Source organism: Chryseobacterium jejuense (assembly GCF_017877355.1).
Lineage (GTDB): Bacteria > Bacteroidota > Bacteroidia > Flavobacteriales > Weeksellaceae > Chryseobacterium > Chryseobacterium jejuense_A.
This window is the reverse complement of sequence record NZ_JAGIPR010000018.1, coordinates 41,678-62,784: the sequence shown is the minus strand read 5'-3', so window position 1 is coordinate 62,784 and position 21,107 is coordinate 41,678. Positions and strand designations below refer to the sequence as shown.

General features: G+C 34.9%; 20 protein-coding genes. 9 read left to right on the top strand and 11 right to left on the bottom strand.

From position 1 onward, the window contains the following. Positions 1–351: 351 nt before the first annotated feature. The 4 genes from J2772_RS23500 to J2772_RS23485 all read right to left on the bottom strand — a co-directional run bounded on the left by J2772_RS23500 (position 352) and on the right by J2772_RS23485 (position 4,927). Complete coding sequence (locus J2772_RS23500; protein WP_209921335.1) at positions 352–2,115, bottom strand: S41 family peptidase; 1,764 nt, start codon at positions 2,113–2,115, stop codon at positions 352–354. A 76-nt stretch (positions 2,116–2,191) separates the two neighbouring features. Beyond that, a complete protein-coding gene (locus J2772_RS24255) occupies positions 2,192–2,482 on the bottom strand; it encodes a DinB family protein (protein WP_245365317.1) in 291 nt (96 codons plus the stop codon). A gap of 465 nt (positions 2,483–2,947) precedes the next feature. Further along, on the bottom strand, positions 2,948–3,682 hold the full coding sequence (locus J2772_RS23490) for a hypothetical protein (RefSeq protein ID WP_209921333.1): 735 nt from the start codon (positions 3,680–3,682) through the stop codon (positions 2,948–2,950). 468 nt (positions 3,683–4,150) lie between these two features. Then, positions 4,151–4,927 carry a hypothetical protein gene (locus J2772_RS23485; protein WP_209921329.1) on the bottom strand — a complete coding sequence of 259 codons (777 nt, stop codon included), beginning with the start codon at positions 4,925–4,927 and terminating at the stop codon, positions 4,151–4,153. A gap of 521 nt (positions 4,928–5,448) precedes the next feature. On the opposite strand from J2772_RS23485, the gene J2772_RS23480 reads away from it, so the two are divergent. The 6 genes from J2772_RS23480 to J2772_RS23455 all read left to right on the top strand — a co-directional run bounded on the left by J2772_RS23480 (position 5,449) and on the right by J2772_RS23455 (position 10,282). After that, positions 5,449–6,951 carry a hypothetical protein gene (locus tag J2772_RS23480; RefSeq protein ID WP_209921326.1) on the top strand — a complete coding sequence of 501 codons (1,503 nt, stop codon included), beginning with the start codon at positions 5,449–5,451 and terminating at the stop codon, positions 6,949–6,951. A gap of 217 nt (positions 6,952–7,168) precedes the next feature. Further along, positions 7,169–7,585, top strand: a complete 417-nt coding sequence (locus J2772_RS23475) for a GNAT family N-acetyltransferase (protein ID WP_209921323.1) — start codon at positions 7,169–7,171, stop codon at positions 7,583–7,585. Between the two features lie 47 nt (positions 7,586–7,632). Further along, positions 7,633–8,358, top strand: coding sequence for a class I SAM-dependent DNA methyltransferase (locus J2772_RS23470; protein WP_209921320.1), 726 nt, complete (start codon positions 7,633–7,635; stop codon positions 8,356–8,358). A gap of 78 nt (positions 8,359–8,436) precedes the next feature. After that, a complete protein-coding gene (locus J2772_RS23465; protein WP_209921317.1) occupies positions 8,437–8,772 on the top strand; it encodes a nuclear transport factor 2 family protein in 336 nt (111 codons plus the stop codon). Positions 8,773–8,943: 171 nt separating this feature from the next. Beyond that, positions 8,944–9,684 (top strand): GNAT family N-acetyltransferase, encoded by a 741-nt coding sequence (locus tag J2772_RS23460; RefSeq protein WP_209921314.1) that lies wholly within the window; start codon positions 8,944–8,946, stop codon positions 9,682–9,684. 31 nt (positions 9,685–9,715) lie between these two features. Next, positions 9,716–10,282: a Crp/Fnr family transcriptional regulator gene (locus J2772_RS23455; protein ID WP_209921312.1), complete on the top strand. Its 567-nt coding sequence runs from the start codon at positions 9,716–9,718 to the stop codon at positions 10,280–10,282. A gap of 38 nt (positions 10,283–10,320) precedes the next feature. On the opposite strand, the gene J2772_RS23450 is transcribed toward J2772_RS23455, so the two are convergent. After that, positions 10,321–10,488, bottom strand: coding sequence for a hypothetical protein (locus J2772_RS23450; protein WP_209921310.1), 168 nt, complete (start codon positions 10,486–10,488; stop codon positions 10,321–10,323). A 12-nt stretch (positions 10,489–10,500) separates the two neighbouring features. Between J2772_RS23450 and J2772_RS23445 the strand changes: the two genes are divergently transcribed. Further along, positions 10,501–11,580 carry a DUF418 domain-containing protein gene (locus tag J2772_RS23445; RefSeq protein ID WP_209921309.1) on the top strand — a complete coding sequence of 360 codons (1,080 nt, stop codon included), beginning with the start codon at positions 10,501–10,503 and terminating at the stop codon, positions 11,578–11,580. Positions 11,581–11,628: 48 nt separating this feature from the next. On the opposite strand, the gene J2772_RS23440 is transcribed toward J2772_RS23445, so the two are convergent. After that, positions 11,629–12,195 carry an AAA family ATPase gene (locus tag J2772_RS23440; protein ID WP_209921306.1) on the bottom strand — a complete coding sequence of 189 codons (567 nt, stop codon included), beginning with the start codon at positions 12,193–12,195 and terminating at the stop codon, positions 11,629–11,631. Positions 12,196–12,460: 265 nt separating this feature from the next. Continuing rightward, positions 12,461–12,817 (bottom strand): winged helix-turn-helix transcriptional regulator, encoded by a 357-nt coding sequence (locus tag J2772_RS23435; RefSeq protein ID WP_045495896.1) that lies wholly within the window; start codon positions 12,815–12,817, stop codon positions 12,461–12,463. Between the two features lie 104 nt (positions 12,818–12,921). Here J2772_RS23435 and J2772_RS23430 point away from each other — a divergent pair, with 104 nt between their 5' ends. Beyond that, positions 12,922–14,064: an MFS transporter gene (locus tag J2772_RS23430; protein ID WP_209921304.1), complete on the top strand. Its 1,143-nt coding sequence runs from the start codon at positions 12,922–12,924 to the stop codon at positions 14,062–14,064. 77 nt (positions 14,065–14,141) lie between these two features. On the opposite strand, the gene J2772_RS23425 is transcribed toward J2772_RS23430, so the two are convergent. Beyond that, entirely contained in the window at positions 14,142–15,248 is a 1,107-nt protein-coding gene (locus J2772_RS23425) for a hypothetical protein (protein WP_209921300.1), read from the bottom strand. Between the two features lie 175 nt (positions 15,249–15,423). Here J2772_RS23425 and J2772_RS23420 point away from each other — a divergent pair, with 175 nt between their 5' ends. Further along, positions 15,424–16,203, top strand: coding sequence for an MBL fold metallo-hydrolase (locus J2772_RS23420; RefSeq protein WP_209921297.1), 780 nt, complete (start codon positions 15,424–15,426; stop codon positions 16,201–16,203). 212 nt (positions 16,204–16,415) lie between these two features. On the opposite strand, the gene putP is transcribed toward J2772_RS23420, so the two are convergent. The 3 genes from putP to J2772_RS23405 form a co-directional block, all read right to left on the bottom strand. Then, a complete protein-coding gene (gene putP, locus J2772_RS23415) occupies positions 16,416–17,915 on the bottom strand; it encodes a sodium/proline symporter PutP (RefSeq protein WP_209921295.1) in 1,500 nt (499 codons plus the stop codon). A 69-nt stretch (positions 17,916–17,984) separates the two neighbouring features. After that, positions 17,985–18,173, bottom strand: a complete 189-nt coding sequence (locus tag J2772_RS23410) for a hypothetical protein (protein ID WP_209921292.1) — start codon at positions 18,171–18,173, stop codon at positions 17,985–17,987. A 26-nt stretch (positions 18,174–18,199) separates the two neighbouring features. Beyond that, complete coding sequence (locus J2772_RS23405) at positions 18,200–20,770, bottom strand: M1 family aminopeptidase (RefSeq protein WP_209921287.1); 2,571 nt, start codon at positions 20,768–20,770, stop codon at positions 18,200–18,202. Positions 20,771–21,107: the final 337 nt, after the last annotated feature.

The following is a 21,107-nucleotide window of genomic DNA, read 5'->3' as shown; positions in this document are numbered from 1 at the left end:
TGTTAAGATTCCCTTTTAGTTACTGTCATATTCTATAAATTTTAATCGTTAATAATACTTTGTATGGTGTGATGGTAAAACAAATATAAAGCGGTTATTTATATTCAAAAAATTTTAAGGCCTTAATCTGAAAATTTGTAGTAGTTCTACGACTTTTGAATAATATTTCAACCATTTTAGATATATAAAAACCGGTAATCAACTCTATTTTAAATTCATACGAACGAAACAACCCATTTATAAAAAACTAAATTTTAACACTAACACGGGAAATAATCAATCCATTTACGCTATCCAAATAAAAATGACTGCAAACTAATCCTCTGCAGCCATTTTATTTTATTGATTATTTTATTTCTGAAGTTCCAGTACTTTTTTCAGATAAACATCATTCTGATCTAAAAATTCCTGATGGGTTGGCCGTATTTCATAGTGTGGAATAATCCCTTGTCCTTTTTTCTGATCCGGAAGATTTTGAGCATCCTGAATCACATGAACAATAGAAAAACCTGTCTGAATTCCTGTATTGGGAAGCTCATACACTAACGGAAGGTGACCGTTATGTTCGTAATATCCGCCAACTGTTTCCTTTCCAATCACAATAGCGTTGGTATAGGATTTTATTAAAGAAGCTAAATGAGACGCAGCTGAAGCCACACGCTGATCTACCAAAAGATAAAGCTGCCCTTTAAACGTTCTTTCATTAGGCAGAATTGAAGAGTTTTTATCATCTCCCCAATAATATTTCCCCTGGATCTGTTTAGGATAAAGCTGTTTCAGGTACGCATTGATTCCGTGTTTATCTTTCACTCCATTGGAAAGGAAAAGAGGAGTAATCACCAGTTTTTCTTCCATAGGAACTTCATTAAACCAGGTATAAGCATAATGACTGTCACGGAAAGGTCTTTGCGTGAGGTAAGTAAACACTTTTTCATAAAGTGCTCCGGTTCCGCCAGTATTTCCTCTCAGATCAATGATAAGGTTGGTTATTTTCTCTCGTTCCAAAGTATCCATCATCTGCTCAAGAAAAGTACTGAATTTTTCATAAGCTGGATCTTCTTTACCTGTTGCAAAATCAAAGCCTCTTACTGATAAACGGTATACATTATCACCTTCTTTGGTAAAACTGTATTTCTCGTTCATCAATTTTTTATCTAAAGTAAGCGAATGTCTTGATTCCTGCAGTTTTTTAAAAGCTTCTAATGAAATTCCTGGCAATGTTACCTCATGAATCCGGTCATTCCTCAGATACTTGATGCTGTATTGTTTATGGGTACCGAATTCTATATAAAATTTATCCAGCATTTCTCTTTCAAAGCCTGTTGTTTCCTTATAAGGCATAGAATAACCATCAGAAAAATAGTATTGAGAAAAACGGTTAATCATTTCTCTTGCAGGAATGTTATTAATGGAAATAATTTCGGCAGCAAGCGGAATTTTATTATCTTTTGAATCCTGGAACAAACGGCCATCTATATTTTTCAGAGTGATGGGAAGATATTCAGGTTTTTGGGTCAGATAATAGGATGCGTGGTTAGGAAGGTCCGTATAATTATGGCAACTGCCTTCAAAACCTGTAAGCTTAGTTATTACTTTATAGAAATCGAAAATATTTTTACTGTTGGCCGCTTCTTCCTCTGCCTTTTGATATAGACTGTCTATCTGCTTTCTGCTTCTGTAAACATACAATCCAGAGTTTGCTTTTTCTCTGATGGAGCGAAAAACCTGTAAGTCTTCTATAAACTGAGATGAAGTAAACTGCCCATTTAAGATAGAAACCGTTTTGGATTCTGTGATGGAAATTTTAGAAGGTTTTGTTTTTTCAACATAGGATTTTGCCCAAACCTTCAATTCATATTTTTTCCCTTTTTCAGGATTATAAAATAGCCGTTCTATGCTTTTTATTCCTCTGGAATCGTCCTGTTCCTTTATTTTTTTACCCTCCATAAATAAAGCTGCTCCAACATTGGCACCATTTGACTGAACTGTTACCCATACCGGGTGCTGAGATTTTGGTGAATATTTCAGCGTATCTCCCGGTTTTAACTCAATATCAGTTTGTGCATATACCGAATTTACCAGCAATAATAAAGGGATAATAAAGGGTTTAGTCATTATTAATTTTTGAATGCCAATATACAAATTAACCTTCATCATTTTAATGACTGTAGATGATTGATTGTACTGAAAATTACAGTTTCACACTCAAATCCTGAACTTCTTCTGCTGAAAAACCAAAAATCTGTGGTGTTTTGACATCTAAAAGATTGAGATAAATATAAAGCTCTGCTCTGTGGTGGATCTCATGCTCTACCATCGCTCTAAGCCATTTCCATATAGAGATTGGATTATTGGCAGGGGTAAGGCATTTACGATTAAGGTCTTCATCCGAAAGTCCCTGAATAATTTCCAGCATTTGGCGATGCTTTTCATTAAAAAAAGCTATGGTATTCTCATATCCGTCTGCCAGGTTTTTCCACATCCCGGATAGGCACTTTCTCTTCCTGAAATGGTTTCACCGTACCTATATCTTTCTATAGCCGCAATATGTCTTATCTGATCTCCAATGGTAAATTTTCAAGGCTTATAAAAGAAATCAAGATGTTCGGGAGGAATAATTTCAATGATCTTATTGGTTCTTGCCCTGATTTTTTCATAATAATCAATGAATGATGCTACAGATGTGATTTCCATGTTGAAAGATTTTGTTAAAGATATTCCGTATTGTGAATATAAAAAAGTCCCCATATTATGATAGGGACTTTTACAGTAATAAACTTTTTAGTTTACACTCCTGATTGAGGGAAAGGTTTTAGTTTTTAATATTGTTTGTATTGGACATTGATATACCTAACTGGGTTCCTATTAAAACAGAATAAAAATAAAAGGATTATTCTCATTTTCTTATTATTGAAAAATTTGTTCATCATAAGAAAAGATTCAACGTTTAATTCATATTGAATACCAGCACTGTCATTTTTGACAATAGAGATTCAGTATCATTATCATAACCAGCAAAGGATGAAGGAATAAAATTAACAATCTGAGCTTTATTGGCATCTGTTGTTTTAGTTGCCCATGCAGTATATTTAACGATATAAGTTTTTGTGATATCTGAAGTCCCAGTAGAATTGTCGATAATAACCTGCTTTTGAAATGATACTGGAAACGGAGCATTTAGTAAGCGGTCATTGGATATTACTATATCTGAAAAATTAGCATACCCTGAAGTTATCTTAACATTATTTTCATCAAATAATCCAAATATGCCTTGCCCTGTTGCTCCTACACCAGCTGCTGCTGCCGACCGGACAGAACCATTAATGGTAAATAAAAGGATCTTCTTTTCCCCTTTTTTTATAGTATAATTAAAAGTCAGGCCGGGAACAGCTAATGTACTTCCTACATTTATGGTAACAGGATTGGCACCCTGCAGATAAACAATATTACTTAATACTCCTGACACAGACTGGGAAAAAAAACTTCGTGATACAGAACTTATATTACCCGCATTGTCCTTTACCAAAAAATCAATATTATCAGAATTTGTACTGGAAACATTTCTGATACGCATGTCGCCGTTTATATCTAATGTCTTTGTTGGGTTAGATGTATTGATCCCTACTTGCGACAATACTACTTGTGATATTAAAAAAAACGGGAAAAAAAATTTTCTTTTCATATTTAAATATTTATTGTTTTATGGTGAGAAATTGAATATTCAGATTGGTTAGTTGATGGATTTAAGATGAAATACACTTTGGAGTGAAAAGTTTTGTAAAACAATAAAAAAAAATGAAAACACAAAAAAATACTACCCCCCAACAAGTACCCTATTTTAAATAAACGTTGAATATCAATACATTACAACAATAAAAACTGATTAAAAAAAATCCCACAACAGTGATATTAACAATATATTCATATTCATAATATGACATAATCTACCTAATAATTCTACATTAGCTTTCCATTACCATTAAAAAATCCCCATCATCATCATAGGGATTTATGTAATAAACTTTTTTAGTTTATACACTTGAAGAGGGAAAGGTTTTTAGTTTTATAATTGATGTGTAAATTAATTAGATATTTTTGATGAAGTACTTTAATGCCTAATATTAGATTTACAAATCCTTTTTGATATTATTTAGTTGATTGGAATAGCATAGAAATAGTTTTCAAATGAACCGGTACTATAGGCCCAGGTATTGGTCGGTCTGTTTTCAATTACAATCCATACGTCCACATTATCTGAAGTTACATTGATAATTTGTGAACCTGCAAGCAATGAAAATTTTCCGTCTCCTGAAACATCAATTCTAGGAAATATAACGCCGGCATAAGTTGAGTTTGCTCCTGCGGGGCCTAATAACTCAAAACCTGTTGTGGTTCTTGCATTTTGGCTGCTGGAAAGATAAGCATGCAACCATATTCTTTGACTTGCTATCTGACTTTCAATCGTTAAGCCCGCATTAATGATCCATTTCCCTTTCGTTAATGATATTTTAACTCCGGTCCCCCTTACTCCTGATCCATTGGAGTTTATAGTCTGTGACGTTGCAGGAAATACTCCTTGTATTGTAGCTTTGGAAGAGTTCAGCGTATTCCAGGTACCTACACCATCAGCATCACTCATTAAAACTTTACTTTCTCCTTGGGTACCATCCGCTATTTTAATGGCTCCCGGATTACTGCTTATTATATCTATTTTTGTAGCAGGAGTAATGGTTCCGATTCCAACATTTCCTGCTGAAGTTACTATAAAATCGTTACTCTGCTGGATTATAGAAGGGCCACTATCACTAGGATTATCCTTAGCTCCATCAACGTGAAATGTTCCTTGTGGATAAGATGTGCTTATTCCAACCTGAGCTTTTACTAAAATGCACAATGCAAAAGGAAGCAGTAGAAATACTTTTTTCATTATTAATTATATATTTAAAGTTTGGTTGTAATTGGAAAGAAAGAGATCTTTATATTCATCTTAAATATTTAGATTTCCATTTTTGATAATAGAGATTCATTAGTGCTTTCAACTTGAGGCAATAAAAGTTTTTCTTTCATATTTATTTTTTTTTAGAGTTAGAAATTGAATATTTCGATTGTTCAACTACAGGTTGAAAGTTAAAAACCACTTTGGTTTGAAAAGTTTTGTAAAACAATTGAAAATATTTAAAAATAGCTAAAAAAACCTCCCCCCAACAACTACCCTATTTATTAAAATAACTGAAAATCAAATATTTAAGTTCTCTACTGAAAATATATAAATTCTATAATAGATTTGACAATAAATACATCTACAGCCATTTTGCTGAGTAATAAAATTATATTTATTCACGTTGTTATAATTCTCAGTAAAATTCCGTAACCAGGTTAAAAAAAAATGAACATTTTTCACTAAAAATTGATATATTTACTATATTCTTTTGTTCTAAAACTGTCATAATGAAATTCCGGTCTTTTATTATTTTGTTGATTATACCTATTTTTTATTTTCCTTCAGCTCATAGTAACAATAATAATATTGATATACTTATAAAGTTATCTGATGACACTAGCTATAAGGATCCATTAAAATCCTTTATATACTCCAAAAGAGCTTGTCTTCTTGCAGAGAAATCCGGAACTTCAAGGCAGAAAGCTTACGCTTACTACTATATGGCACGGAACCTGATTTTTATGGGTAAATACCATGAGAGTTATCCATTTATAAGAAAAGGAAAAGGAGAAAGCGCTGTAAAAAATGATCGGTTTTTAACAGCACTTTTTATAGAATTAACCAGTATCTACTATTCCAGGCTTAGCATGATTCCTCAGGAAATGCAGGAAAATAAAGCAGCATTAAAACTTGTTGATCCAAACAAAAATGCTGAATCAAAACTTTTTGTTTCCAGAATATATATGTGGATGGCAGACTGTTATACAGAAAACTACAAATATGATTCTGCTCATCTATATATTGATAAATCGATACAGCTAGCTGAGGAAATCCCTGAATATCAGTATCTGTCATTAAACCGGATGTTCAGAAGAAAGGCCTACAGTTATTTTTATAAGGCTCAGATATACAATAGGGAACATAAGGAAAAATTGGCACTCCCTTTTATAGATAAGGCATACCATCAAGCCATAGCAGAACAACATACTTTTATATACCCTATTTTGGAAGCGTACGGAGATTATTATTTTCTTTCAAAAGAATACAAAAAAGCCATCAGTTATTATAAAAAAGCCATTGATAATAAGAAAAAATATCTATATCCATGTGCCGACATCAACTTAAAAATTTCCCATTGTTATAAAGAAATAAGAGATATTTCCAATGAAAAAAAATATTTAAAGATATCCTCGGACCAAAGAAGGTATGATGAAAAGATAATCAAAAAAGATATTGTTCGGGTTACAGAAAATCTTTTAAAAGAGGAAATAGAAAAAAGAAAGGCAGATAGAAATAAGAGTATTCTTATTTTCGCATCAGTGATATTCCTTTTCTTACTGATCTTGGCCTACATCTTCTATAAACTTAAAAAGAAGAAAAATAAAATCATTGAAAACAAAAATGATTTGTTGGAAAAGACAAAATATGATCTGACAGTAAAAGAGAAAACCATCACTACATTACAGGAAAAAGTTAACGATTCAGTATCAGAGCTCATTCTGATGGCCAAAAACAATTCGCCTGAATTTTGGAATAGATTTCAAATGATTTTTCCTGACTTCACCGGAAAAATGTTAAAAATCGATTCTAAGTTTAAGACCTCCGAACTTACACTATCCGCCTACCTTTATCTTGGTTTTACAACAAAAGAAATCTCTCAATATACTTTTAAATCTGTAAAAACAATAGAAAACAACCGGCACAACTTCAGAAAAAAAATTAATATTTCTTCAGAGGAAGATCTTTCTCTCTGGATTAAAGAATATATAAAAAACACAGCATTAGAATAAGACTCGTTAAGATATAAAGATCAGATTAATATACCGTTTTCAATTCGTCAAAATCCTTAATTTCTGTGACATTAAGCAGTTTGGTTATTTTGATATTGCTCCAGGTGGTTTCAAATATTTCATATCCTCATTCAGCAGCTTCATTGGTATTGGTTTCTTTTCTTTTTTGTAATTTAAGCAAAAAATTAATCCATTAGCATTTCTCTAAAAATTATCCATGGAAATAATAAAAAAAGACGAAATTACAGAAGAATATTATGATACTATATCTGAGCTTCTTTATCAGCATAACCTGAAAAATACTAAAGAAATTGACAGTATCAACAAACCTTTAGAAATCATCATTCATGATCAGGGAAAGGTAGTGGGTGGTTTGTATGGTCGTTCTATCTGGGGCACTTTGGAAATTCAAAAGCTGGCCATTGCTGAAGATTATAAAAATAATGGATTAGGAAAACAGCTTGTTCATGCAGCAATAGAAGAAGCCAGAGTAAGGAAGTGCAGCTATATTGCTTTAAATACCTTCAGTTTTCAGGCTCCTGAATTTTATGAAAAAGTGGGGTTTGAAAAAATAGGAACTGAACACGATTTCCCAAAAGGCTTTGAAAAATACTATTACAGAAAAACTTTATAAACCTTAATAAAGAGAATTTTTTATCACCATAATTTTAAGATCAGACGATGAAGCAGAACATTTACGACCACCCAAACTTTTTCAGCCGATATAAAGCTCTCCGCGATGGAGACAAAGGATTAAATGAATTATTGGAACAACCGGTAATGAAGAGTTTATTGCTGCCTGTTCAGGATAAAACTATTCTGGATATGGGCTGTGGTCTGGGTCATCAGGTTCGGGAGTTATTGAAACAAAATCCAAAAAAAATTATAGGATTGGATATTTCACAGAACATGTTGAATGAAGCCCAAAGCAGAACTTCTTCATCAACTGTAGAATGGATATGTTCTGCATTGGAGGATTATGATTTTGGTACAAACAGATTTGATCTTGTTATCAGTTCGATGACTTTACATTATATTGAAAACCTTAACTTACTTTTTCAAAAAATTTATAATGGATTAAAATCAGGCGGACAGTTTTTATTTTCTATGGAACATCCTATCTGCACGGCAGCATTAAAGCCTTGGGAAGAATTGAATGGTGAAAAGTACTGGTTAATCAATCGTTATTCGGAGGAGAGTCTCAGAAAACAGGATTGGTTCGTAAAGGATGTTGAAAAATATCATCATCAGTTAAGCACAATTGTTAATGGGTTATTGAAGGCAGGATTTATCATAAAAAACCTTGAAGAGCCAAGCCCGGCTCAAGAACTCTTACAGCTTCGCCCTGATTTTGAACAACACATCCACCGCCCTCCTATTGTGATTCTGAATGTTGAAAAAAATTAAATCTGCATCCATTTTGTGACAATCGTCACAAAGCAGATTGCTACTGATCTGCTAATTTTGCTTGTATAAAAAAATAGTATGAGCAATACAGCCCAAAATATCGCAGAACGGTTTATTCAGTACTTAAATGAGGAAGATTTTGACAAAGCGGAAAGCTGCCTTGATCCTGAATTCCAATTCATAGGAGTACTGGGAACAAGAGAGGGAGCCTCAGTGTATATGAAAGACATGAGGCAGATGAAATTTAAGTATCAGATTATGAAAACCTTCACAGCAGGAGAAGATGTTTCATTCTGGTATATGATTGATATGGGAAATAAAACCATAGAGGCTTCCGGATGGTATCAGATTATGGATGGAAAGATCCATTCTTTAAAAGTAGTATTTGATCCAAGACCATTATTGAACGATTAGTAGTATCTTTAAAGTATAATATCGGAGTTTTTTCAAAAGTAAAGAAATTCAATATTTGTTTTCAGGGATTGTTTGAAAAATAGAAATAACAAAGAACCATTTTAAAATTTTTGAGACAATCTCTTATACAAATCTTCTATATATGTAAAAAGCATCCATTCAACATCCATAATGTACACCAGCAAAATCACATCACCCATTGTTCAGGAATACTGGAAAGATCAGTTTCAGGGCGAAGTTCTCTGCAACAATCCTACTTTCACTTTATTTCTGAATGAAGATCTGGAGGAAGGCAGCCAGATTATGACTCTGGAATTTCCATCCGGAAACACTTGGGCGATCATCAATTCAAAAGTTGCCCGTTATTTCAAAAAAAACAACCTTATCACCCTTGATTTTGACAAGTTTATCAATACTTTAAAGGATAAAGAAATCTTTCTGTATGGAGCAGACTATATTTTTTATTTCCCTGAAGAAGAGAAATCCAACATTTTAAATCTTAATTCACCGGAAAACATCCGTCCTTTAACAGAAGATGATACTGAGCATTTTTCTATGTTTGAATCTTTCTCTACGGAACAAGATCTGGATGGAGCTTTTGTAGAACTGGATCATTGGAAGGTATATGGAATCTTTGAAGAACATCAACTGGTTGCCGCAACAAGTATGTACCCATGGCAGGACACTAAATTATCTGATATTGGTGTCATTACACTAAATCGCTTCAGAGGAAAAGGGTATGCTAAACAGGCTGTTCAGGTCATTTCAAAGGCTGCTTTAGAAGATGGTTATGAACCACAATATCGTTGCCAGGTGGATAATACAGCTTCTGTTGCACTGGCAAAGAAACTTCATTTGAGCTTATTTGCCAAATGGGACTTTATTTCACCGGAATCTATTGAAAAATTATAATTGGGGAACCTTTAAAAGATTAAAGTCTATTATGACAGAACATATTGAAAAAATTCAGACTCTTATTTCCCGATTTGACAAAGAAACTCTTGAAGCTCTTGACAAAATAACCGTTACAAAACAGTTTAAAAAAGGAGAGATCCTGTTACAGCAAGATGAGATATGCAGAAAAAGCCATCTCATTGTTGATGGTGTTGCCCGAAAATTCACTTACGCGGATAAAAAGGAGATAACGACCGAGTTTTTCTTTAAAGATGATATTGCCATTTCCTTTAAGAGCTATATCAATCAAAAACCCAGCAAAGAGGTTATTGAATGTCTCACTGATGTAACCGTAGAAACTGTAGATTACAAAGTTTTTGAAACCGCAAAGCAAAAGTTCCCTTTATTGATGGAATATGATATTCTTCTGACTGAACTATACATTATCTGGCTGGAGGACAGGCTTTTTAACTTCCATGCCCTGAATGCAACAGAGCGATATGAAGAACTTCTGAAAAAATCTCCGGAATATTTTCATCACCTGAAACTTACCCATATTGCTTCTTATCTGGGAATTTCCCTGGAAACACTGAGCAGAATCCGGGCTAAAAAGTGAATAAGAACGAAGCTGGGAGCGGGAGGCTGGAAATACTGTTAGGCTTGACACCTATGTACCTCTTTTGAATTAACAGAAACTAATATAGATTCAGAAACCTCAATAACTCCCCTCTCCCAGCTTCCAGCCTCCAACCCTTCCACCACCACCATTTTTTGATTTTTATCAAAGGAATATCCAATCTTAACCTTGATTTTTGCTGCCAATTATCATGCAGTATGAAAAAAAGAATTATCGGATTTGATCTTGCCCGGGCGTACGCCATTTTCGGGATGTTTATTGTCAATTTTAATATGGTATTCGGGAATCATGATGACTCCTCATTTCTTGGAAAATTTCTGGTACTCTTCAGCGGGCATTCCAGTACGGTATTTGTGATCCTTGCAGGAATGGGTGTTGCCCTCATGACCAACCGGATTCAGGAATATACTCAGGAAGACAGAAGAAGACTTCGCCATACCATCCTTAAAAGAGCAGCTTTCCTTTTTATATTCGGAATGTTATTTTGTTTGTGGTGGCCGGCGGATATCCTCCATCTTTATGGCGGCTATATGAGTATTGGGGCATTGCTGGTATTCATGGATAAAAAGTATTATCTGATTGCCGCCGCAATTGTTATTGTGATATTTCATCTTTTGCTTCTGGTGATTCCGTTTGAAACCGGTTGGAATCTGGTGACTCTTGAATATTCGGATTTCTGGAAGCTTTCCGGATTTATCAGAAATACATTTTACAATGGCTGGAATCCTATATTTCCATGGTTTGCTTATTTTGCGATTGGACTTTATCTGGGAAGACTGGATTGGACTCTGAGACAAACTCAGCAAAAAACCTTCAGCATTGGTCTTATCTTATATCTTATTGTTGAAGGAATTCGCTATGGAAGTAATTTTATGAATTTGAGTACAGAAACCCGCGAATTCATCTATGCAGATTATATTCCGCCTGTGTTGCCTTTTCTCCTGAATACAATTGGTTTTGGGATGATGCTTATTACGGGTTTTATGTTGATCAGTCAGTACATTTCTGAAAAAACCTGGGCGATGGATCTGGCAAGAACAGGACAAATGACTCTTACCCATTATGTATCTCACCTCAGCATTGGCCTTATTGTACCGGCATTATTCCAAGGCAAAAACTATTCGGAAGTCGTTAGTGGAAAAAATACGGTAGAACCTCTCTACATTTTACTGTATTCTGTAGGATTTTTTATGCTCAGTATGTATTTCAGTAAAATTTGGGGTAAAAAATTCAAACAGGGTCCGCTGGAAATGCTGATGCGAAAAATTACAGATTAAAAATATCACGTATACATTTACAAGAAATAGCCTTGTGAAATTCATGTTTTATGGAATGCTTTCAATACGATCAAGAATAAATCTAATTCGTTGTTCTACTGTTACTTTCGGAACTTCAATAATATGATAGCCATATTCTACATAAGTTTCATACATACATTCAAAGGTACGTTCAGCCACTTCCAGAGTTTGCTTTCTTTCGGAATCGTTTTCATAAATATCTTTCCAAGGTGGAAGAATAAAGACATTTCTGTTATACTGCATTTCCCGGGCTGTTATTTCCATTTCTTTAGGAACAGGAATTTTTTCCAGTTTGAGATAACCAATTGTATCCAATATTCCACGATCGAAGAATACAGGACCAGCATCTATTGTTTTAATTATATTCTCATACGTTTTTACAGAAGCCCCAAACATCAATTCTGCAAAAAAAGCTTTATTAATCCAAGGCAGTCCATCTCCATGGGAACTTAGCTGTTCTCTGATAACTTTCCTGCCTTCTTCTGCCACAGTTGTAAATCCATTGTCGCTTAATCCTTCTAGCAAAGTGGTTTTACCCGCCCCAGGGCCTCCGGTAAGAATGTAGAGTTTTTGAATTGTATTGTTATTCTTCATTTTCAATTTTTATTGGGTTAATTTTTTTCAGGATAACATTCAGAAAACGAAATCAGAAAAGGATATTTCTGCTTACAGTGGGAAACAAGAGAAAATACTGAGAACGTAAAGTAAGGTATAAATGAATGCCCGAAAACAGGTATAGAAAATCAGAATATTTCCGGAACAAAGTTATTATTCCGATAGAAACTCTAAGAAATATTGAAACTAACGGAATATCTGTAAAGTTAATTTATTTTTATGAAAATGAATCGTGAAACATCTGCTATTCTTTAGGCGGAAAAATAATTCCTTCATCCTGAATCAGATCATATCCATATTTCATAATAGTTTCAATAACCGGAATTGCTTTTTTCCCTTTTTCGGTAAGACTATATTCTACTTTTGGAGGAACAACAGGATACACTTCACGGTGGATCATTTCTTTACTCTCCAGCTCTCTTAGCTGGCTGGTCAGCATTTTGTCTGTGATATGAGGAATATCTTTTTTAAGTTCACTGAAACGAAGCGGTTTTTCCTGCAATCTCCACAAAATAGGCATCTTCCAGGTTCCGCCAATATGGCTTAAAGCAAATTCAATCGGCGTATAATACAATCTTTTATCGTGGAAAAACTGGGGCATAATACTGTTTTTTATTATTACACTTTCAAAAAGGTAAGTATAGAACTAAAAGGTAAGTATATAGTTTTCTGATAGTCTATTCTGCAAATTTGCACAAAAAAATTATGAAATCGAAAAGAAATCTTTATGTGCTTGCGTTAGGTGTATTCGGAATCACTACAACAGAATTTGGAGTCATTGGAGTATTGCCGGAAATTGCATCTACCTTTGGCATTTCCATTGAAAAAGCAGGCTGGCTTCTGAGTGCTTTTGCTTTGATTGTAGCCGTTTTTGGTCCATTTATGCTTGTTGTATTGTCATCATTCAAAAGAAAAAGTCTGCTGGTTTCTTCTCTGCTTATTTTTGCTGTAGCCAATATTCTCTCTGCTTATATTGGAAATTTTTATGCATTACTGGTAGTCAGGATGCTTCCTGCCTTTTTTCATCCTGTTTACTGGTCCATTGCTTTATCTTTTGCTGAAAAAACTTCCGATCCTTCAGACAAATCAAAGGCAGTAAGTATCATTTTTTCCGGGCTTACACTGGCTACTGTGTTGGGGGTTCCTCTAGCTACTTTAATGTCTGACCTATTTTACTGGCAGTCCTCATTTTTATTAACAGCTGTCATTAATATTGTGGCATTAATTGGAGTTCAGCTTTTATTACCAGCCATCGAAAAAGGAATAGAATTTCCAATGGTATTTGATCTTAACATTTTTCAAAATAAAAACTTATGGATTGGTTTATTGATCGCATTCTTCACCATTGCAGCAATGTATTCTACCTACGGCTATATGGCAGAATTCCTGAAAAATGTAACACATATGAATGGTAAACAAATCAGTATCATGCTCTTTATGTTTGGTACGGTTGGGGTTTTGGGAAATAAAATTGCAGGAAAATACATGAGTAGGATTCCGTTTCAAACCACTTGCATATTTCTGATTGTACTGACAGCCATCCATGTATTGATCTATTATTATGGCAGTTTTTTTGCACCCATGGTTTGGATCATCGGATTCTGGGGGTTTATTCATTCAGGAGGGTTTCTCATCAGTAACATCAATATTACTTCTTCTGTTTCCGGCTCATCAGAGTTCATTAATAGTATCTTTACTTCCTGCGGAAATTTTGCTGTAACCACCGGAACTTTATTCGGCGGATTTTGGATTGCTCATTATGGTATTGAAAATAGTATTGGGGCAAGCATTATCTTTATAACACTCGCTTTGATAATGTTATTTATTAAAGTAAAACTTGTAAAATAAACAGTATGAAATCAGAGTTTCAGATTACATCTCCTAAAAGATTCTGGTGATCTCTTTTTAATCCATAAGGATTTGATTTATTTAATGGGTTTGATGATATACAACTTATTTTGATTGGTTGTAAAGAGCTGAAAGTTGAGACTTTTATCGGAGAAAAACAAATAGGGAGCATATTCTTTCTCCAGCTCAGCCTTAAGCTTTTGAATATCTTTGCCTTTTGTATTATAAAATTTTTCAGTGGTATAATTTTCATTAAAAAACATCGCTTTTTTAAACTTTAAGGTATCTCCTTGTACTAAAAGCTGACAGTACAAATCTCCATCCCAACTTTTTGAAGTATTGGATATCCCACCTCCTGATGCACTGGACGTAAATTTGTTCAATTCCGTTCTTTGAAAATAGACAGGCATAATATTCGGAAAACGGTTCGGATCCAGTTCTCTTCTACCGAAATCCTCTACTCCAAAAAGGTTATTGTTATACCCAGGATTTACCCTTCCATATATTCCTGACGAAAGTTTGACATTGGTATACCACTGATACCATTTCCCATTCATATAATAGGTTATTCGTTCTTCATCCCTATTATTCTCGCCAAAATAATCATCAGCATTCTCAACAATTTTATAATACTGATTCTTCTGTTCTTCCTCGCTCCATTTCAGATCTTCATTCTGAGCAATCATAGGTTTTCTTATTGTATCGCCGTCTTTGATCCAGGTTTTATAGTATCTTTTGTTATAATTCACGATAAAGTCACCAAACAAAAGCTCGTTCCAATTTCCACGGGTGCTTTTATAAGTATAACGATCTATAATGTTTCCATCCTTATCCAACTTATAAAAATGATAATCCATATAAAAACGAGTACTTCCCATTTCACCATCTGTTCCTACTTCTTTCTGGTTTCTGTCTTTCGGAATTTCATTGGTTACAACAATCACATTTCCCTCTGAGCTTATGAAATGCTGAATCGGTGTATAACTTTCCCACATCAGTTTTATTTCATGATGTCCGAAAGTGATGGATTTAGTACTGTCTATATTCTGGTAGCTTTTATATTTTTCAGGCAGTGCAGAACGGTTCATCTTATTGAGCAGATAGACATCCAATCCACCAAAATTGTAAAATAAAACAACAGCTAGCAGGAGAACAGCTCCTATAATAAGCGATATTTTTTTCATTTTAACTTATGATTATTTAAAGATAATTAAATTCCCTTCAAAATACCGGAAAATTCTTCATGATAAGCTATGAATACAGCTAAATAAAGCAGTATTCATTAGAAACAGAAAGGAAATTCTACTTATAATTTGTAATTTGTCAATAAAATTAAAACTCTCAAATACCATTGAAAATATGAAGAGAATACACCATCTCAATTGTGTGAAAGTAGCCATTCCTATGAATGATGATGTCATTGGGCACTGTTTGCTGATTAAAGAAGATGATAACCTGCTGCTGATTGATACCGGAGTGGGTATACAGGATGTAGAACACCCTAATGAAAGGCTTGGTGCTGAATTGATAGAAGCTGTAGGATTTCAATTGGACAGAAAGCTTACCGCTTTTCAACAGATTCTTGGGCTTGGGCTAGATCCAGCTAATGTAAAGGACTGTATTTTGAGCCATCTGGATCCCGATCATACCGGAGGACTTGCCGATTTTCCTAATGCCACAGTACATGTTTCAGCAGAAGAACTTATCAATTTTTACAGTGATAATCCAAGGTATATTGAAAGTCATTTAAATCATAACCCATCCATTAAAGAGTATGGAATATCTGATGAACAATGGTTTGGGCTGGAAGCCAGAAAGGTGAACACTTCCCTGAAGACTGAAATCTATCTCATCCCTTTATTTGGCCATACATTAGGACATTGCGGAATTGCCCTAGAATGGGAAAGAAAATGGATTTTCTATGTTGGAGACGCCTACTATCTGAGAGCTGAACTGGAAGACGAACAACATCCTGCAGGTCAGTTAGCGGAAGCCAGAGCCGACGATAATAACAGACGCCTTGAATCTATGGAAAAAATAAAGATTCTGATGAAAAAGCATCCGGAAGTAGAAGTTTTCGGTTATCATGACCGTGAGGAGTTTATGAGGTACAGTGCAAAAAGTCCAGTTGTGTTATAGGGTAAGGAATCTGGAAGAGGGAGGCTGGAAGCTACTCTCCTTCATTTAACTTCTGAAGATAAATAAATTAAATCCTCTACAGAAGATCACTTTTAATTTCAAGACCAGAATTACTTCCCCCTTCCAGCCTCCAGCTTCCTGACATTACAAAAAACACAAAACCCTCGCTTATTGGCAAGGGTTTGTTTTTTTATATTAATTCGTCGTTCCCATTATGGTTCCTGCATAATTTTTTTAACTTCATTAAATTCACTTTCAATAACCGTATCAGGTTTGTAGGTCAATAGAGAAACAATAATATTAGTTACTAAAGAAAGGATGAATCCCGGAATAATTTCATACCAGTCTTTCAACGGATGCTGAAGATATACCCATGCCAGAACTGTAATTCCTCCTACCAACATTCCGGCAAAACCTCCCTGCCATGTTGTTTTCTTCCATAAAAGAGACAACAAGATTAATGGTCCGAATGCTGAACCAAAACCTGCCCAGGCATTTCCTACCAGATTAAGAATACTGTCTTTAGGATCTAATGATAAAAGCCCAGCAATAACTGCTACCAATAAAACGGAAAGTCTGCTGGCCACCAAAAGCTGCTTGGGTGTTGCTTTTTTATTCAGGAAAGCTTTATAAATATCCTCTGTTAATGAACTTGAAGTTACCAATAACTGCGAAGAAATAGTACTCATTACTGCTGCCAGAATCGCAGTCAATAGGAATCCTGCTATAAATGGATGAAATAAAATACGGGAGAAGTAAATGAAAATAGTTTCTGCTTCTGTTTTTGATCCATCGAATTTCATCATGGTTTCCATATCGAATTTCTGCAGATAAGCGATTCCTACCAAACCAATAGCTAAAGCTCCTGCAACAGTGAAGATCATCCATGTAATCCCAATTCTTCTTGCTTTCACCAGATCTTTTGGTTTATCAATAGCCATGAAACGAACCAGAATATGTGGCTGGCCACAATATCCTAATCCCCACGCCAATAAAGACATAATACTCACTGTAGTAGTTCCTCTGAATAAATCCAGGTATTTGGGATCTTTAGCCTCAATTAATGATAAAGTCTCTCCTACACCTCCAATCTGAATAATGGCTACAATAGGCACTATAACCAATGCCAACACCATAATGGTTCCTTGTACGAAATCGGTAAGGCTTACTGCCAGAAATCCACCCAAAAACGTGTATAAAACCACAACTAAGCTAGTCAGCAATAATCCTACGGTGTAATCCATTCCGAAAGCTGATTCGAAAAGTTTTCCACCGGATACCATTCCTGCTGACGTATAAAGGGTAAAAAATACCAGAATAAAAATAGAAGAAGTAATCTTCAGAAGGTGGTTTTTATTTTTGAACCTGTTTTCAAAAAATACGGGTAAGGTGATGGCGTTTTGAGCAACTTCGGTATAAATCCTGAGCCTTGGTGCCACAATAATGTAATTGAGAAATGCTCCTATTGTTAGCCCTATCGCAATCCACGAGCTGGAAATACCAGACAGATACATTGCTCCCGGAACTCCCATCAGCAGCCAGCCACTCATATCTGCAGCTCCTGCAGACAGGGCTGTAACAGCAGGTCCCATTTTTCTTCCTCCAATTAAAAACTCTTCCGAGCTGTTTGTTGATTTTCTATAAGAATATATGCCTATACCTATCATTAACAACAGATACAACCCCACAGAAATCCCTTCATATACTTGCATATCATTTTTTTTATGAAGCCGAAGATAACCATTTTTTGAAAAATGAAAAGATTCTGCCTACAAGCAGTACTATAATAAAGCAGTATCTGAATATTCCCATAAAAAAGAGAAAGCATTGGTATCAATATCCAATAATTCTGAAAGCCTGAGTTCTTCAGCCGGATCATAAAAGCACCATGAACTTGTGAACTGCTCCAATACTTCTGAATTTAAATATTCTGCTAAGTAATAATTATGTACACCTGCATAATACTTCATATTGCTTTCTCTTAATGAATACTTGTCTATTTCTTTACTAATTCCTGAGCTCTTCTCAGATTATCTGTTGCCTGTAGAATTTTATTTTTCAGAATAGCATTATAATCAGGGTTTTTCAGAAGAAACTGATTAGCCACTTCAAGTGCTTTGGGATCCTGATAGCTGCTGAATGTAGAACGAAGCCAGTTATCCGGGAAAAATATATCTCCGGTTTTCTGAATCTCCTGTAAAATTTCCAAAGACTTAGGAAGATAATGGATAGAAGTCTGTTGTCTTAAGGGATGATGCAGATAGCCCAGTGCTGAACCAACAGCAGATTCGTTGGTTCTGTTCTGTTTTTGCATAAGTCCGTTGAAGAAATCATCACGCACTTTCCGATCTGATGAAGCAGCCTGCATAATGATTTTAAAACGATTTACCCGATCCGGATTTTTAATTTTTGTCAGCTGCTCCTGCAACAGTTCATTATTATTTGAATTTCTTAATGATAAGGCAAGAGCAAGGTTGGTAAAATCTTCATCATTAAGTGATACTCCTTGTGGTGGTGTCTGAGACTTCCAGATCGTATACAGATTATCATACGCCTGTTGAGACTGGAAAATATTCTGATAACCATCAAATACAATTTTCTTGTTATTTTTTGCAGTCTGCACCTGCAATGCTTTCCATAGCCTGTCTTCCAGATTTCCGGATTCCTTCAGTCTGGTGTTTTCAGGTAAAAAATTCCAATAAATAGAAGAAATATAACCTGTAATCAAACGGAGATTCAGTTCTGTAGTTTCTTTAGGCAGCTGTTCTGCAAAAAAGCTCAATACTTCCTGAGTATCAACACCTGAACTGTTCAACATATTTTCATATAACGAAATATAGGCGCTGGCACGATTGATAGGATCTTTTATCAAAGAAAAGTTCGACACGACCATTTTGTCTGTTTTAAACACGCCATACCCTATTCCTGATGAATTTTGTAAGATAAACAGAGGTTTTGCTTTTCCTATTAATTCGGAAATATCCTGTTGCTTACCATCCAGTTTCACATTAACCTTTTCGATTTTGTCGGCATAAAAAAGGCTGATTTCAAATTCCTGCGGCCACAGTTTTTGTTCTTTTCCATATTCCGGTTTTTGGACAATGGTAAAACGTTCTATCTTGTTGCCTTTATATTTTACATTATAATCAATAGTAGGTCTCCCAGGGTCATTTACCCATACTTTATTCCAGCTTTGTAAATCTTTTGAGGTATGCTTGTCAAGAATAGCAATAAGATCCGGCCAACTTGCATTATTGTAGGCATATTTTGTGAGGTATTCACTTACTCCTTTTTGGAAATCCTCCTCTCCGATCAATAATTCCAGCTGTCGCATCATAATAGGTGCCTTGTTATAAATAATCGGGCCGTACATCATTCCTGCGTTCTGCAGATTATCTAAAATCTGACGGATAGGGTTCGCTCCTAATGTACGGTCTACAGAATAAGCAGCCGGGAAATGGGTGGTTAAAAACTTCAGATCATATGTACTTTTATCTGAAGATGCTCCGGTACTTTTATCTGCCATAAAATTGGCAAAAACTTCTTTCATCCAGACATCATTAAACCAATCCATCGTTACAAGATCTCCAAACCAAAGATGAGCCACTTCATGGGCAATCAAATTAGAACGGTTATTCAGCTGATTCTGTGTTGCATTTTTATCTAAAAATAATGTAGAGTTTTGAAATAATATAGTACCAGGATGTTCCATTCCTCCGAATTGGAAATCCGGAATGGCAGCCATTCCGTGCTTTTGGAAAGGATGTTTGATGCCTGTCCATTTTTCATAATAAGCAAGAGAATTACGATACAGCGTGAAAATAGAGTCCATGCTGTTCTTAATTTTCGCAGAATCAGTTTCACGATATAAAATTCTGGAATCCTGCTGGCTAATCTTTTCTGTATGATTTTTAAAATCTCCGGCCGCAAAAGAAAACAGATAGGTTGGAAGTAGATCTGACTGATTGAACTTCAATGTCTTTTGTCCCTGTTCTACAGTGGTATCATTCAGTTTTCCGTTGGATATTGCACTCCATTTTTCAGGAATGATCAAAGTAAGTGAATAATGAGCCTTCAGGTTAGGCTGATCGAAACATGGAAACATGGTTCTGGCACGATCCGGCACAAATAAGGCATACAGGTAACCGTCACGTCTGTTCAGCGCACCATTTCCTGCTAAAAAATTAAAATTAATCTGATTGGATCCTGATTTCAGGTATTGGGCATCAATAACCACATGTTCGTTTTCCAGAACCGGTTTTATCACCTGCCCGTTCACTGATACGGATAAAAGTGATGAAGGATCTTCTTTAAAGTCTATCAGCAATGGAGATTCGTTTTGCTTTTTATACTGAAAACGAAGAACTTCAGTTCCGGAGATCCTTTCTGACTTACTTTCCGGAATTTTCAGACTGAGTTCATATTTAATCTCACTTAATGTACTTTTTCTAAACTGAGCCAGCTCATACGAAACCCCAGATTCAACCTTGGGCAAAGATTTCATTTGTGCATGGTAACCTGTATTGAAAACAACTAAGAATAATGCTAACAGACGTACTTTTTTCATACATCAAATATAAGAATTGGGATTGTGATGCAAAACATTATATTCGGTTATACCTGTTGACTATTTTCAAAATGCCAATGTTTCCCTTTCCATTGGTTTAGCTTCATAAATTCTACAAAATTCAGAATTTCTTTTACTCTCTTTTATTATTGAATAAACAGCTTTACTAATTCACTTTCATAAAGCTTTAAACGATGATCTCACCATACCATAATATTTTTTCATGGAATTGAATATATTTCCAAAAAAAAGACCAAATAACCCTATCAATAAAGACGTTACATAAAAATATCTGATCCTGTTGTTTTATTTATTTATATTAATTCCAGATAAACGA

Coding starts and splice junctions, on each gene's coding strand:
- J2772_RS23500 (WP_209921335.1), bottom strand. CDS start 2,115: ATGACTAAACCCTTTATTATCCCTTTATTATTGCTGGTAAATTCGGTA.
- J2772_RS24255 (WP_245365317.1), bottom strand. CDS start 2,482: ATGTGGAAAAACCTGGCAGACGGATATGAGAATACCATAGCTTTTTTT.
- J2772_RS23490 (WP_209921333.1), bottom strand. CDS start 3,682: ATGAAAAGAAAATTTTTTTTCCCGTTTTTTTTAATATCACAAGTAGTA.
- J2772_RS23485 (WP_209921329.1), bottom strand. CDS start 4,927: ATGAAAAAAGTATTTCTACTGCTTCCTTTTGCATTGTGCATTTTAGTA.
- J2772_RS23480 (WP_209921326.1), top strand. CDS start 5,449: ATGAAATTCCGGTCTTTTATTATTTTGTTGATTATACCTATTTTTTAT.
- J2772_RS23475 (WP_209921323.1), top strand. CDS start 7,169: ATGGAAATAATAAAAAAAGACGAAATTACAGAAGAATATTATGATACT.
- J2772_RS23470 (WP_209921320.1), top strand. CDS start 7,633: ATGAAGCAGAACATTTACGACCACCCAAACTTTTTCAGCCGATATAAA.
- J2772_RS23465 (WP_209921317.1), top strand. CDS start 8,437: ATGAGCAATACAGCCCAAAATATCGCAGAACGGTTTATTCAGTACTTA.
- J2772_RS23460 (WP_209921314.1), top strand. CDS start 8,944: ATGTACACCAGCAAAATCACATCACCCATTGTTCAGGAATACTGGAAA.
- J2772_RS23455 (WP_209921312.1), top strand. CDS start 9,716: ATGACAGAACATATTGAAAAAATTCAGACTCTTATTTCCCGATTTGAC.
- J2772_RS23445 (WP_209921309.1), top strand. CDS start 10,501: ATGAAAAAAAGAATTATCGGATTTGATCTTGCCCGGGCGTACGCCATT.
- J2772_RS23440 (WP_209921306.1), bottom strand. CDS start 12,195: ATGAAGAATAACAATACAATTCAAAAACTCTACATTCTTACCGGAGGC.
- J2772_RS23435 (WP_045495896.1), bottom strand. CDS start 12,817: ATGCCCCAGTTTTTCCACGATAAAAGATTGTATTATACGCCGATTGAA.
- J2772_RS23430 (WP_209921304.1), top strand. CDS start 12,922: ATGAAATCGAAAAGAAATCTTTATGTGCTTGCGTTAGGTGTATTCGGA.
- J2772_RS23425 (WP_209921300.1), bottom strand. CDS start 15,248: ATGAAAAAAATATCGCTTATTATAGGAGCTGTTCTCCTGCTAGCTGTT.
- J2772_RS23420 (WP_209921297.1), top strand. CDS start 15,424: ATGAAGAGAATACACCATCTCAATTGTGTGAAAGTAGCCATTCCTATG.
- putP (WP_209921295.1), bottom strand. CDS start 17,915: ATGCAAGTATATGAAGGGATTTCTGTGGGGTTGTATCTGTTGTTAATG.
- J2772_RS23410 (WP_209921292.1), bottom strand. CDS start 18,173: ATGAAGTATTATGCAGGTGTACATAATTATTACTTAGCAGAATATTTA.
- J2772_RS23405 (WP_209921287.1), bottom strand. CDS start 20,770: ATGAAAAAAGTACGTCTGTTAGCATTATTCTTAGTTGTTTTCAATACA.